We start from the raw sequence: 13,583 nt of genomic DNA, 5'->3' as shown, positions 1-13,583 counted from the left end.
ACAATCCGCGCGTTCAAGCCCTGGAGACCAACATGCGCAACGGCCGCCGCTCCCATCGCCTGGCCCCTTGGCAGCCGCCGACCCGGGGGCGCGACAAGCCCTTCGACCTGTCGGCCCTCGATCCTGCGGCCAAGCCCTTTTCGGTGGGCGACAAGCTCAAGGACAAGGCGCTCGTGGACGCCCTGGCCCTCGAGCTCGACAGCCTGCAGGACCTGTTCTTCGCCGACCGGCGCCGCAAGCTGCTGGTGGTGTTGCAGGGCATGGACACCTCGGGCAAGGACGGCACCATCCGCGCGGTGTTCAGCCAGACCAGCCCGCTGGGCGTGCACACCGTGGCCTGGCAGGCGCCCCATGCGGAGGAGCTCGCGCACGACTACCTTTGGCGCATCCATCGCCACATGCCGGCTGCGGGCGAGATCATGATCTTCAACCGCGGCCACTACGAGGACGTGCTGGTGCCGGTGGTCAACGGCTGGATCACGCCCGAGCAGACGCGCCAGCGTTACGCGCACATCAACGACTTCGAGCGCATGCTGTCCGAGACCGGCACGGTGATCCTCAAGTTCATGCTGCACATCAGCTTCGACGAGCAGCGCGAGCGGCTTCAGCAGCGCGTGGACGATCCGACCAAGCGCTGGAAGTTCAGCCTCGGCGACCTGGAGGTGCGCAAGCAGTGGGACGACTACCAAAGGGCCTACGCAGCCCTGCTGGGGGCGACCAGCAGGCCCTGGGCGCCGTGGACCGTGGTGCCGGCCGATTCCAAGACCCACCGCAACCTCATGATCGCCACCGTGGTGCACGACACGCTGAGGGCGCTGGACCTGCGCTACCCGCCCAGCGACCCCGCGCTGGCCGGTCTGCGCGTCGCATAGGCCGGCGCCCGTCGCCCCGCCACGGGAAAGCCTGCGCGCCGGCGCCGCCGTGGCTATCATTGGTCTTGCCACCAGCCGCCGGAATGCCGCCCCCACCTGCCCGAGCCACCATGAACCCGATCCAGCTGTTCGACCCCGCCTCCAGCACCTACACCTACGTGCTGTTCGACGAAGCCACGCGCGAGGCCCTGCTCATCGACCCGGTGGACGAGCAGCTCGAGCGCGACCTGGCCACGCTGCGCGAATACGGCCTCAAGCTGCTGTGGACCGTGGAGACCCATGCCCATGCCGACCACATCACCAGCGCCGGGCTGCTGGCCGAGCACACCGGCGCGCGCACCGCGGCGCCCGCGGGCTGCGGCATCAGCACCGCCGCGGTGCAGTTGAACGACGGCGACCAGCTGAGCTTCGGCGCCCAGCGCATCCGCGCCCTGCACACCCCGGGCCATACCGCGGGCAGCATGAGCTACTACTGGGAGCGCCCCGACGGGCGTCATGTGTTCACCGGCGACACCCTGCTGATCAACGGCTGCGGCCGCACCGACTTCCAGTCCGGCAGCAGCGAGGCGCTGTACCGCAGCCTCACCGAGGTGCTGTTCAAGCTGCCCGACGACACCTTGGTCTGGCCCGCCCACGACTACCAGGGCCGCAGCCATTCGACCATCGCCGCCGAGAAGGCCGGCAACGCCCGCGTGGCCGGCAAGACCCTGGCCGAGTTCGTGGCCATCATGGACTCGCTGCACCTGCCCAAGCCGCGCCGCATCGACGAGGCCGTGCCGGCCAACCTAAGCTCGGGCCTGCGCCACGACGCGGGCGGCGGGGCGCTGGCGCAGCCGCATCCGGCCCAGGGCTACGCGGGCGACGTCTCGCCCCAGCTGGCCTGCCAATGGTGGCAGTCTGGCGAGGCGGTGCTGGTCGACGTGCGCAGCGACGCCGAGCGGGCCTGGGTCGGCTTCATCCCCGGCGCCGTGCCGGTGGAGTGGAAGCTCTGGCCCGGCATGGCGGTGAACCCGAACTTCGACGCCCAGCTGCAGGCCGCCGTGCCGCCGGGGCGCAAGCTGGTGATGCTGTGCCGCAGCGGCGTGCGCTCGATCGCCTCGTCGCGCCGCGCCACCGAGCTCGGCTACGAGGCCTACAACATCCTCGAGGGCTTCGAGGGCGACCCGGACACCCATGCCCAGCGCGGCCATACCGGCGGCTGGCGCTTCCACGGCCTGCCCTGGCGCCAGGGTTGAAATAGCCCCCACGCTCCCCCACTGCGTGTGGGTCGCTGCCCCCCAAGGGGGCCTTCGCGCCTTGGGGCGGCCCGGCGGCGCTCAAGTCTCAAGTACAAGCCCCTGTCAATCCTGACAGGGTCTGAGCGGCGTTTCCAGGGCTTTGGCCCTTCAATTGGAGGTTTCCATCCGTAACAGGAGCCTCCATGAGCCTCGTCGACACCCCCGTCCAGACCGCCCCGCGCACCCGCGTCAACCCGCCCCTGCTGCCGCGCCTGCAGCGCCGCTACGAACAGGTCTTCCTCGACCACTGGAACCGCGAGTGGGGCGGCAAATGCATACTGCACGGGCGCGAGCCCGGGCCGAACGCCGTGCGCCTGGACGGCAACGACTACCTGGGCGTGTCGGGCCACCCCGACATCGTGCGCGCCCAGACCGAGGTGCTGCGGCGCGGCCAGGACAGCGTGATCCAGTCCGGCGCCTTCCTGCTCGACTCCAACCCGGTGCGCGACCTCGAGAAGTCGCTGGCGGCCTGGATAGGCAAGGAGGACGGCTTCGTCTGCCAGTCGGGCTATGCGGCCAACGTGGGGCTGATCCAGGCCGTGGCCGATGACCAGACGCCGGTCTACCTGGACACCCTGGCCCACACCTCGCTCTGGGAGGGCGTGCATGCCGCGCGCGCCACGGCCCATGCCTTCCGCCACAACGACCCGGGCCACCTGGCGCGCATGATCGCGCGCCACGGGCCGGGCCTGGTGATCGTCGACTCGGTCTACAGCACCACCGGCGCCCTGTGCCCACTGGCCGAGATGGTCGAGGCGGCCGAGCGCGGGGGCTGCATGATCCTGGTCGACGAGTCGCACTCGCTGGGCACGCACGGCCCCGGCGGCGCCGGCCTGTGCGCCGAGCTGGGCCTGGTGTCGCGCGTGCACTTCATTACCGCCAGCCTGGCCAAGGCCTTCGCCGGGCGCGCCGGCTTCTTCACCGTGCCGGCCGAGCTGCGCTACTTCGTGCTGCACCACAGCTTCCCCAACATCTTCAGCTCCTGCCTTCTGCCGCACGAGATCGCGGGCCTGGCGGCCACGCTGGGCGTGATCCGCCGCAGCGACGACGGGCGCCGGCGCCTGCACGCCCACACGCGCCGCCTGCGCGCCAGCCTGACTGCGCTGGGCTACCCCATCCACCAGGGCAGCGAGCAGATCATCGCGCTGGAGGCGGGCTCCGAGCCAGACACCATGCGCCTGCGCGACGCGCTGGAGGCGCACGAGGTGTACGGCGCCGTGTTCTGCGCCCCGGCCACCAGCCGCAACCGCGCCATGGTGCGGCTGACCCTGCACGCCACGCTGACCGAGGCCGAGCTCAGCCATGTCGAAGCCGCGGCCAGGGCCGTGGCGCGCGAGCTGCGCCCCTGGGACTGGCCGATCGCGCGCCGCGCGCGGGCCGGCGCGGCGGCCTGAAAGCGTTGGCGATAGCGTCATCGCGAGGCCGAAGGCCGTGGCGATCCACCGTGGATTGCCGCGCCCCCGCGGGGCTCGCAATGACAGGCCTCAGTCGTGTACCAGGCGCGGCCCTTGCCGCGCCAGCCAAGCCGCGTGGCCGGCCGGCGCGATGCCGAGCGGGCGGGGGTCGACCGAGAACAGGGCGCCGAGCAGGCCGCTGCCCTGGCCGACTTCGAAGGCCGGTGCCAGCGCCGGCGCGGCTTGGCCCAGGGCCTGGTGCAGCTCCAGGCCGGCCAGGCTGCGGCCCGCGCGCAGCTCGGCCAGCGCCGCCTCGTCCAGGCCCTGGGCGGCCGCGAGCTCGGCCAGCTCGGCCAGGCCGGTGGCCGGCTCCAGCTGCAGCCAGCTGACCTGGCCCAGTGCGTCCATGCCCAGCACGCCGAACGGGTCGCCCAGCACCACATGCTCGACCCAGTGGCTGCGCATCAGGCGCGACAGCTCGTCCTGCACCGCGGGCCGGCGCAGCAGGGCTTGCTGCGCCGGGCTCAGCGTGGCGTGCCAGATCTGGGCCTGGCGCGGGTGCGGCCGGTCCAGCAGCTGCTGCACCGCGTCGACCAGGCGGCGCGCGATGTCGGGTGACTGCTTGGGGATGTACTGGTCGATCAGCCCTTGGTTGAAGGCGTCCACCGCGCGCTGCTCGTCGGCCTGGCCGGTCAGCAGAACGCGCGCGCCGGGCCAGTCGCCCAGGGCCTGCAGCACCTGCAGGCCGTTGATGCCCGGCATCGCGTAGTCGACCACGCACACGCGCGTGAGCGCCTGGCGCTGCTCGTGCCCGGCCCAGTAGCGCAGGATCTGCGGGATCAGCGCCGCGCCGCCGCGCCAGCGCTCGATGATCTGCTGCTGGGTCCAGGCGTCGGCCTCCCAGCGCTCGGCCTCGGGTTGCAGGTGCTGCAGGCAGGCCTGCTGGCGCACGAACAGGCTGACCGGCCAGCGCGGCGGCAGGATCACGGCCAGCATGTCGAGGTAGGCCGGATCATCGTCGAGGAAGACCACGGCACCGGGGCGGCGGAACAGGGGGAAGGACATGGCTAGTGGAGCGGGATTTCGAGGGTGAAGGTGGCGCCCTGGCCGGGCCGGGACGCGACGCGGATGCGGCCGTGCACGCTGTCGAGCACGCGGCGGCAGAAGGCCAGGCCCAGGCCGTGGCCGGTGTCGTGGCTGGTGGAGAAGAAGGGCTCGAAGATGCGCGTCTGCAGCCGCGGCGCGATGCCGACGCCGGCGTCGCGCACCACGATCAGGCCCAGCGCCCCGCGCCGGTTCACCTCGATGTGCAGGTCGCCGGGCCGGGGCGTCTCGCCGGTCGCGGCCAGCGCGTGGAGGGCGTTCTTGAGCAGGTTGGCGATGACCTGGGTGAACAGCGTGAACGAGGACACGAACTGGAAGTCCTGCCTGATGTCCAGCGTCAGGCATTCGCGCTCGCGCGTGCTGCGGTAAGGGTAGTTGTGCACCACGTCGCGCACCACGTCGGCGGCCGAGACGGTGTCGGCGTGGGCGCGCAGGCGCAGCAGCCGCGCGTTGGCTATCTGCATGTCGATCTGGTGGTTCATGTGCCGCACCAGGCTGTGCAGCCTGCCGGCCAGGCGCTCCAGCCGCTCCTGCGCGGCGCCGGCCTCGGCCTGCGCCGCCTCGCCGCGCAGCGCGTCGCCGACCAGGGCCATGGTGGCCAGCGGCGTGCGCAGCTCGTGCGCCATGATGCCCATGCTGGCCAGGGTGTGGCTGACCTGCTCGCGGCGCAGGTTGGCGGCGGAAAAACCCAGCGCCAGCGCGGTGCTCCAGGCGAAGACGAGCACCAGGGCGTTGACCTGCGCCTGCGTGGCGTCCATGGGCGCCGCGCCGGCCGGCGCCAGCCACAGGAACAGCAGCCAGGCGAGCCCGCCGCCGGTCGCCGTGCCCAGCGCGGCCAGGCGCCAGTCGGTCAGCTGGTGGTAGATCAGGATCACGGCCGCCAGGCTGGACAGCCAGACCGCGTTGCCGCCGTTGCACAGGTACATCCAGCTGAAGTACAGCGGCAGCTGCAGCCAGCAGATCAGCGCGAACAGCTGCCGGGCGCGGTCGCCCTGCGGCTCGCGCAGGCGCCGCTGGGCCAGGAAGGGGATGCCCAGCGCGGCGACCCCCAGGCGCAGCCAGGGACTCTCCCAGGGCTGGGGCAGCCAGACCGTCCAGATCCAGCCGAACAGCGGCTGGCCCACCAGGTTGAACAGGCCGATCAGGCGCAGCCGCCAGGGCGAGGCGTGCAGCAGGGGCTCGAGCGGCCAGTCCCTCAGGCTCGCGGCCAGGCGCGCGCGCCAGCTGCGCGCGCCGGGGCGGCGGCGTTCTGGCGAGCTGGGGCGGAGGCGGGCGATCGGCAAGGGGCGGTTCGGTCAGGGTGGTCCGTGCTATTGTCCCGCCTCCTGGATACATGGCGATGCAAGTACCTGTTAACTTTGACAGTGTCAAGCTGGACGGTCTGCTCAGCGACTGGGTGCTGGCCCTGCGCGAGTTCGCGGTCGAGGCGGTGGTGGTGCTGGCACCCGATCCCTTCGGCGGGCGCGACGACCGCCAGGTGGTGGCGGTGCACCCGCCGGTGCTGGCCGAGGCGGCCCACTCGCTGGCGCAAAGCCGCGACTTCGGCGCGCCCTGGCGCGAGTCGGACGCCCCGCTGGTGGCCTGGCAGCACATCGGCCGCAACGACGCCTCGGGCCACAGCCGCTGGCGCCGGCTGTGGCTGGCGCATGGCTTCCAGAGCGTGATCCGCGTCGAGTTCTCGCTGCCGGCCGAGCGCGCCTTCGAGTGCTTCATGTTCAGCCCGCGCGAGCTGCACGAGCGCGCCGAGGCCGCCATGCTGGTCTGGTCGGCGCTCAACATCTGGCCGCAGGTGCGGCGCGCCCTGGTGGCCGAGCGCGCCCTGCTGAGCCCGCGCGAACGCGAATGCCTGGCCCTGGCCTTCGAGGGGCTGACCGCGCGCCAGAGCGCGGCGCGCATGGACTGCAGCGAGCGCACGGTGAACTACCACCTGGCCAACGCCATGGCCAAGCTGCGCGTGGACAGCAAGCTCGCCGCCATCCAGCGCGCCTGCTGGCTGGGCGCGCTTTAGGACGACAAAGGGGGCCGTCATGAAAGTCCTGGTCGCCGGCTACCAGCACGAAACCAATACCTTCGCCCCGACCCGCGCCGACTGGGCCGCGTTCAACCGCGGCGACGCCTTCCCGGCCTTCGTCCATGGCCGGGCCATGCTGGCGCAGCTGAGCGGCGTCAACCTGCCGGTCGGCGGCTTCATCGACGCGGCGCGCAGCCTGGGCTGGCAGCTCGTGCCCAGCAGCTGGTGCGGCGCCATCCCCTCGTCCTACGTGACCGAGGACGCCTTCGAGCGCATCGCCGCCGCCATCCTGGCCGACGTGCGGCGCGGCGGCTTCGACGCGGTCTACCTGGACCTGCACGGCGCGGCCGTGGCCGAGCATGTGGACGACAGCGAGGGCGAGCTGATCGCGCGCATACGCCGCGAAGTCGGCGCCGGGCTGCCCATCGTCGCCAGCCTGGACCTGCACGCCAACGTCAGCCATCGCATGCTGGCCGAGGCCGACGCCCTGGTGGCCTACCGCAGCTACCCGCATGTGGACATGGCGGCCACCGGTGAGCTGGCCGCGCAGCTGCTGGCCCGGCGCCTCAGGCTGGGCCGGCGCGAGCCCATGCACGCCCAGCGTCTGCCCTTCCTGATCCCGCTCAACGCGCAAAGCACCTGGATGGCGCCGGCCCAGGCGATCTACGAGGAGCTGGCCGAGCTCTCGCGCGACTTCGACTGCGTGCTGAGCTTCTGCATGGGCTTTCCCGCCGCCGACTTCGCCGAATGCGCGCCCATGGTCTGGGGCCATGGTGCGCGGGCCGAGGAAGCCGTGCACCGCCTGGCCGCGCGCGCGGCCGAGCCCACGCAGTGGCGTCCCGAGTACCTGGACGCCGGCCCCGCCGTGCAGCGCGCCCTGGCCCTGGCCGAGCACAGCGAGCGCCCCGTGGTGCTGGCCGACACCCAGGACAACCCGGGCGCCGGCGGCGACAGCAACACCACGGGCCTGCTGCACGCGCTGCTGCAGCAGGGTGCTGGCCGGCGCTTTCCCGGCCGGGTCGCGCTGGGCCTGATGTACGACCCGCAGGCGGCCGCGGCCGCCTGCGCCGCAGGGCCTGGCGCGACCTTGCCGTTGACGCTGGGCGCGGCCGTGCCCACCTTCACCGGCCGGCCCAGCGACCCGCCGCTGGCCGGGCGCTTCACGGTGCGTGCCGTCGGCGGCGGCGCGGTAACGCTCAAGGGGCCGATGATGACCGGCCTCAGCGTGCAGCTCGGCGCCTGCGCCTGCCTGGAGATCGAGGGCCTGCTGGTGGCCGTGGCCAGCGGCAAGCAGCAGATGCTGGACCGCGAGCTGTTCCGCATGGTCGGCATAGAGCCCGAGGCCATGAAGATCCTGGCCGTCAAGAGCTCCAACCATTTCCGCGCCGACTTCACGCCCATCGCCTCGCAGATCCTGGTGGCCAAGGCCGCCGGACCGATGGCGGCCGACCCGGCCGACCTGCCCTGGAAGAAGCTGGCGCCTGGCACGCGCACCCGGCCCTGAGCCAGGGTAGGCGGCGCGCCGTTCCCCATGTTGGGGCGCGCGCCCGCATAATGCGCCCAGAGAGAGACACACCATGAGTTTTCTGGCGATCGACGTGGGCAACACCCGCCTCAAGTGGGCGCTGTACGAGGCGCCGCGTCCCGGCGCGGCCCTGCTGGCCCATGGCGCCGAGTTCCTCGAGAACATCGAGAAGCTCGCCGACGGGGCCTGGGCCGAGCTGCCCGTCCCTGCGCAGATGCTGGGCTGCATCGTCGCGGGCGACGCCGTGCGCGGCCGTGTGCAGGAGCAGATGGAGCTGTGGGACGTGGCGCCGCAATGGGTGGTGGCCAGCGCCGCCGAGGCCGGCCTGGTCAACGGCTACGACCACCCCACGCGCCTGGGCGCCGACCGCTGGGTGGCCATGATAGGCGCCTACCACCGCATGCTGGCCAGCGGGCCGGCCCGGCCCATGGTCGTGGTCATGGTCGGCACGGCCGTGACGGTGGAGGCGATAGACGCCGGCGGCAGGTTCCTGGGCGGCTACATCCTGCCGGGCCACGGCATCATGCTGCGCGCCCTGGAGTCCGGCACCGCCGGCCTGCATGTGCCCACCGGCGAGGTGTGCGAGTTCCCCACCAACACCAGCGACGCCCTGACCAGCGGCGGCACCTACGCGATCGCCGGCGCCTGCGAGCGCATGGTCCAGCATGTGCGCGCGCACTGCGGCGCCGAGCCCCTGTGCGTGATGACCGGCGGCGCGGGCTGGAAGATGGCGCCCAGCATGTCGGTGAGCTTCGAGCTGGTCGAGAGCCTGATCTTCGACGGCCTGCTGGTGGTGGCGCAGCAGCGCTTCGCGGCTCAGGCGTGAACAGGTCTTACTGCGGCTGGACCAGGCGCCACAGTGCCTCGGCCGCGGTCGACAGCGGCCCCTGCTGGCGATACAGGCGGATGTCGACCGGGATCTGCCAGGCCTCGCCGCCCGCGGGCACCAGCGTGCCCTGAGCGAGTTCGGGCGCGATCAGGCTGCGCGGCAGCCAGGCCAGGCCGCGGCCTTCCAGCGCCATGGTCTTGAGCAACACCGCGTGGTGCGAGGTGAAGCCCGGCACGAAGCGCGTCTCGGCTAAGGCCTGGGGCAGGGCGGCGCGCATGATCTGGCCCAGGCCCGACTCCTGGCTGTAGCACAGCATGGGCAGAGGCCGGTCCGCAGCCGACTCGATCTCGAACGCGGGCCGGCCGCTGGGCAGCGGCGCGGCCACCGGCAGCAGCAGGTCCTGGTCCACCGCCACATGGATGAAATCGGGCTCGGCCAGGCGCGTCTTCAGCGCCGGATGGCCGTGGCACAGCAGGCATTGCACCCTGCGCTGCAGCATCAGGTCCTCGCAGGCCTGGAAGCTGTCCGACACCATCTGGATCGCGCCTATGTCCAGCCGCGACTCGAGCTTTTGCAGCCAGAGCGGGAAGTAGGTCATGGACAGCACATGGGTGGCGGCGAGCTGCAGGCGCCGGTCCGAGGCCTCCTGCGCCTCGTGCGCCCGCGTGCGCGCCTGCACCAGGCGCTGCACCACCTCGGCCAGCAGCGGCTGCAGGGCCTGGCCGGCCGCGGTGAGCGCCACCGGATGCGTGGTGCGGTCCACCAGGGCCAGGCCCGCCCATTCCTCGAGCGAGCGGATGTGGCGGCTGAACGCGGGCTGGGCGATCGCGCGCGCCTGCGCGGCGCGCGAGAAGTTTCCGCTCTCGGCCAGGGCCAGAAAGTCCTCCAGCCATTCCAGGTCAAGCGGTCGGTTGACAGGTCCCATGAATGAATATTTGTATGCGATTCGGGTATTGGACGCGATCGTGCGGGGGCTCGATCATTCCTCCCATGAACATCGTCGACATCCTCGAATCCACCCGTGCTATCAAGTCGGACATCCGCAACGCCTACATCGACTTCTCCAAGATGACCCTGAGCCTGGTCGCCGTGGTCACCGACGTGGTGCGCAACGGCCGGCCGGTGATCGGCTACGGCTTCAACTCCAACGGCCGCTACGGCCAGGGCCAGCTGATCCGCGAGCGCTTCCGCCCGCGCGTGCTCGAGGCCGCCCCGGCCTCCCTGGTCGACGAGAGCGGCGACAACCTCGACCCGCACAAGGTCTGGGCCTGCATGATGAGCAACGAGAAGCCGGGCGGCCACGGCGAGCGATCGGTGGCCGTGGGCACGATAGACATGGCGGTCTGGGACGCCGTGGCCAAGATCGCCGAGCAGCCGCTGCACGAGCTGCTGGCCCAGCGCTATGGCAACGGCCGCGCCAACCCGCGCGTGTTCGTCTACGCGGCCGGCGGCTACTACCATCCGGGCAAGGGGCTGCAGGGCCTGCGCGACGAAATGCAGGGCTACCTGGACCGCGGCTATTCGGTGGTCAAGATGAAGATAGGCGGCGCCTCGCTGGCCGAGGACCAGGAGCGCATCGAGGCCGTGCTCAAGATGCTGCAGCCCGGCCAGCAACTGGCCGTGGACGCCAACGGCCGCTTCGACCTGGCGACGGCGCTGGACTATGCCAAGGCCCTGTCGCAGTACCCGCTGTTCTGGTACGAGGAGGCCGGCGACCCGCTGGACTACGAGCTGCAGGCCCGCCTGGGCGAGGCCTATGTGGGCAGCCTGGCCACCGGCGAGAACCTGTTCTCCATGCAGGACGCGCGCAACCTGATCCGCTACGGCGGCATGCGCCGCGACCGCGACTGGCTGCAGTTCGACTGCGCGCTGAGCTACGGCCTGGTCGAGTACCTGCGCACGCTGGACATGCTGCGCGAGTACGGCTGGTCACCCTCGCGCTGCATTCCGCACGGCGGCCACCAGATGTCGCTGGCCATCGCCGCCGGCCTGGGCCTGGGCGGCAACGAGTCCTACCCCGACCTGTTCCAGCCCTACGGCGGCTTCCCGGACGGCGTCAAGGTGGACAACGGCTACGTGAACCTGCCTGCCCTGCCGGGCATAGGCTTCGAGGGCAAGGCCGACCTCTACGCGGAGATGCGGCAGCTGTCGGGTCAGTGAGGGATGCTCAGGCGGCCAGGCCGTCGACGGCTTGAAACAGCGCCTGTCGCGCCTGGCTGACGAGCTGCCCCTTCCAGGCCTCGGTGTCGCAGTAGAAGGCCTCGCGCATCTGCTGGCGGATCTGCCGCGCCAGCTCGGCCGGGACCCCGGGGTGGCAGGCCAGCCAGTGGTCGGCGCGCAGCGCCTGCATGACCTCGAGCGGGGGCCGGGTGCCGAATTCGAGCGCGATGCCGGTGTACTCGGCCTGCGGGCATTCCTCGTACAGCGCGTTCCACATCTCGCCGCTCAGCTCGGCCGAGCTGGACGAGCCGTCGTGGGTGGAGGTCAGCTGCCCGCCCCACCAGGACCGCGCGCGCCTCAGTGCCGCGGCGTCGTCGCCGCGTCCGGCGAAGATGCGCTCGCCCACGCCGTTCGGCCCCAGGCCGGTGTGCAGGTCTATCCAGGCGATGCGCCGCGCCTGCCGGCCTTGTTCGCGCAGCAGCCGGCGCAGCGCCAGGTTGCTCCAGCTCGGCGCAAAGCCGCCGAAGAACAGGCCGCCCGGAAACTCGTACTGGCCGCGCGTGATCGCCGCCTGCAGGGCCGACTTGCCGCGGGTGGTCAGGTAGCGCAGCGTGCGCAGCTGGTTGAAGGTGCCCGGCGGCCAGCGCTCGGGCAGCAGCCAGGCGTGCAGCTCGCGGTAGTCGGCGTTGACCGGCAGCGGGCGCGTGAAATCGACGAAGTTGCGGTTCAGGTCCACGCCCTCGTGCGTGACGCGCCGGCCGAAGGAAAAACCGTGCGGGTTCAGCGCATGGAGGTAGAGCACGGCCACGCCCTGCGCACGCGCCTGTGCGCGCCACTCGGCGTCATGCAGCGCGGCCACCTGCACGCCGCTGCCGCCGTGGCCCTCGACGCCGTGGCAGGCGCTGCTGAGGATCAGCAGCCGGTCGGCATCGGCCGGGCCGTCGCGCGCCACGTCCAGCGCCAGTGCCTCGCCTTCGCGGCCCGGCAGGGGGTGGGGCAGGGACTCGATGCGCGTGCCCGCCGCCGCCGCGGCCTCGAGGAACTTGACGCGGGCCTGGGCGTAGCTCGCCGCAAAGGCCTGCGTCACCGGGATCATGGGGCTTTGCCCGGCCGCGGCGCGGCCAGCCACTGCTCGGCCAGGCGCACCCAGTAGGTGGCGCCCAGCGGGATCAGGGCGTCGTTGAAGTCGTAGCTGGGGTTGTGCAGGGTGCAGGGGCCCGCGCTGTGGCCGAGATCGCGGTGCTCGCCCTCGCCGTTGCCTATGAAGCAGTAGGCGCCGGGCTTGGCCTGCAGCATGTAGGCGAAATCCTCGGCGCCCATGGTCGGCTCCTGCGCCATCACGTTCTGCTCGCCGACGATGCCGGCCATGACCCGGCGCGCGAACAAGGCCTCGGGCGCCGAGTTCACGGTGGGCGGGTAGTTGCGCACGAACTCGAACTCGCATTGCGCCTCGTGCGCGGCGCAGCAGTGCTCGGCGATCTGCTGCATGCGCCGCTCGATCAGGTCCAGCACCTCGGTCGTGAAGGTGCGCACCGTGCCCTGCAGCTCGCAGCTGTCGGGCACCACGTTGGTGGCCTCGCCGGCGTGGATCATGGTGACCGAGACCACGCCCGCGTCGATCGGCTTCTTGTTGCGGCTGATGATGGTCTGGAAGGTCTGCACCATCTGGCAGGCGATCGGCACCGGGTCTATGCCGTTGTGCGGCAGGGCCGCATGGCTGCCCTTGCCGCGGATGGTGATCTTGAACTCGCTGCTCGAGGCCATCACCGGGCCCGGGCTCACGGCCAGGCTGCCCACCGGGTAGCCCGGCCAGTTGTGCATGCCGAACACGGCATCCATGGGGAACTGCTCGAACAGGCCGTCCTGCATCATCTCGCGCGCGCCGCCGCCGCCCTCCTCGGCCGGCTGGAAGATCAGGTAGACCGTGCCGTCGAAGTCGCGCTGCCGGGCCAGGTGCTGGGCTGCCGCCAGCAGCATGGCCACATGGCCGTCGTGGCCGCAGGCGTGCATCTTGCCGGGGTGCTGGCTGGCATGGGGAAAGCGGTTGAACTCCTGCATGGGCAGGGCGTCCATGTCGGCGCGCAGGCCGATGCCGCGTCCGCTCTTGCCGCCGTCGCGGCCCGGCACGATGCCGACCACGCCGGTCCTGCCCATGCCGCGGTGGACGGCTATGCCCCATTCCGTGAGCTTTTGCGCCACCAGCTCGGCGGTGCGGACTTCCTCGAAGCAGAGTTCGGGGTGGGCGTGGATCTCGCGCCGCAGCGCGGCGATGCCGGGGGCCTGGCCGGCGATGGAATCGATGAGCTTCATGCGGGAGAGTCTAGCGAGACCACGCCGCCTGCGCCATCACCCCGCCCGCCCCGGGGGCGGCGCCCAAGGCGCAAAATCTCCCCCCTGTTGCAGGATTTCAA

Annotated in this window: 12 protein-coding genes and 1 pseudogene; 8 read left to right on the top strand and 5 right to left on the bottom strand. The window is 71.6% G+C overall.

Annotated elements, in window-relative coordinates; genetic code table 11:
* The first annotated feature begins 32 nt into the window (after positions 1–32).
* The 4 genes and pseudogenes from FFS10_RS01795 to cqsA all read left to right on the top strand — a co-directional run bounded on the left by FFS10_RS01795 (position 33) and on the right by cqsA (position 3,543).
* Positions 33–872 (top strand): PPK2 family polyphosphate kinase, encoded by an 840-nt coding sequence (locus FFS10_RS01795; RefSeq protein WP_137890860.1) that lies wholly within the window; start codon positions 33–35, stop codon positions 870–872.
* Positions 873–982: 110 nt separating this feature from the next.
* Positions 983–1,675: pseudogene (locus FFS10_RS23330) on the top strand (MBL fold metallo-hydrolase); the annotation flags it as partial.
* Positions 1,670–2,107, top strand: coding sequence for a rhodanese-like domain-containing protein (locus tag FFS10_RS23325; RefSeq protein ID WP_249931134.1), 438 nt, complete (start codon positions 1,670–1,672; stop codon positions 2,105–2,107). The pseudogene FFS10_RS23330 and the gene FFS10_RS23325, both read left to right, overlap by 6 nt.
* A gap of 185 nt (positions 2,108–2,292) precedes the next feature.
* Entirely contained in the window at positions 2,293–3,543 is a 1,251-nt protein-coding gene (gene cqsA, locus FFS10_RS01785) for an alpha-hydroxyketone-type quorum-sensing autoinducer synthase (protein ID WP_137890856.1), read from the top strand.
* A 90-nt stretch (positions 3,544–3,633) separates the two neighbouring features.
* Here the strand turns inward: cqsA and FFS10_RS01780 are convergent, their stop codons facing one another.
* Together FFS10_RS01780 and FFS10_RS01775 are read right to left on the bottom strand one after the other, a co-directional pair.
* Positions 3,634–4,608 carry a DNA-binding transcriptional response regulator gene (locus tag FFS10_RS01780; RefSeq protein WP_137891088.1) on the bottom strand — a complete coding sequence of 325 codons (975 nt, stop codon included), beginning with the start codon at positions 4,606–4,608 and terminating at the stop codon, positions 3,634–3,636.
* Positions 4,609–4,610: 2 nt separating this feature from the next.
* Entirely contained in the window at positions 4,611–5,930 is a 1,320-nt protein-coding gene (locus FFS10_RS01775) for a sensor histidine kinase (RefSeq protein WP_137890854.1), read from the bottom strand.
* A 56-nt stretch (positions 5,931–5,986) separates the two neighbouring features.
* Between FFS10_RS01775 and FFS10_RS01770 the strand changes: the two genes are divergently transcribed.
* The 3 genes from FFS10_RS01770 to FFS10_RS01760 all read left to right on the top strand — a co-directional run bounded on the left by FFS10_RS01770 (position 5,987) and on the right by FFS10_RS01760 (position 9,009).
* Positions 5,987–6,655, top strand: coding sequence for a helix-turn-helix transcriptional regulator (locus FFS10_RS01770; protein WP_137890852.1), 669 nt, complete (start codon positions 5,987–5,989; stop codon positions 6,653–6,655).
* Positions 6,656–6,674: 19 nt separating this feature from the next.
* Positions 6,675–8,162, top strand: coding sequence for a M81 family metallopeptidase (locus FFS10_RS01765; protein WP_137890850.1), 1,488 nt, complete (start codon positions 6,675–6,677; stop codon positions 8,160–8,162).
* 73 nt (positions 8,163–8,235) lie between these two features.
* The gene (locus FFS10_RS01760; RefSeq protein ID WP_137890848.1) at positions 8,236–9,009 is read left to right on the top strand and encodes a type III pantothenate kinase; all 774 of its coding nucleotides are present in this window, start codon (positions 8,236–8,238) and stop codon (positions 9,007–9,009) included.
* Positions 9,010–9,016: 7 nt separating this feature from the next.
* On the opposite strand, the gene FFS10_RS01755 is transcribed toward FFS10_RS01760, so the two are convergent.
* A complete protein-coding gene (locus tag FFS10_RS01755) occupies positions 9,017–9,937 on the bottom strand; it encodes a LysR family transcriptional regulator (protein ID WP_137890846.1) in 921 nt (306 codons plus the stop codon).
* A 65-nt stretch (positions 9,938–10,002) separates the two neighbouring features.
* Between FFS10_RS01755 and FFS10_RS01750 the strand changes: the two genes are divergently transcribed.
* Positions 10,003–11,172, top strand: coding sequence for a mandelate racemase/muconate lactonizing enzyme family protein (locus tag FFS10_RS01750; protein ID WP_137890844.1), 1,170 nt, complete (start codon positions 10,003–10,005; stop codon positions 11,170–11,172).
* A 7-nt stretch (positions 11,173–11,179) separates the two neighbouring features.
* Here the strand turns inward: FFS10_RS01750 and FFS10_RS01745 are convergent, their stop codons facing one another.
* Both FFS10_RS01745 and FFS10_RS01740 read right to left on the bottom strand, forming a co-directional pair.
* Positions 11,180–12,268: a M14 family metallopeptidase gene (locus tag FFS10_RS01745; RefSeq protein WP_137890841.1), complete on the bottom strand. Its 1,089-nt coding sequence runs from the start codon at positions 12,266–12,268 to the stop codon at positions 11,180–11,182.
* On the bottom strand, positions 12,265–13,482 hold the full coding sequence (locus FFS10_RS01740; protein WP_137890840.1) for a M20 aminoacylase family protein: 1,218 nt from the start codon (positions 13,480–13,482) through the stop codon (positions 12,265–12,267). The genes FFS10_RS01745 and FFS10_RS01740 overlap by 4 nt, the downstream gene beginning before the upstream one ends.
* Positions 13,483–13,583: the final 101 nt, after the last annotated feature.

It is taken from the genome of Ramlibacter sp. 2FC, from assembly GCF_005503345.1.
Lineage (GTDB): Bacteria > Pseudomonadota > Gammaproteobacteria > Burkholderiales > Burkholderiaceae_C > SCMQ01.
This window is presented reverse-complemented; position numbering and strand designations above follow the sequence as displayed.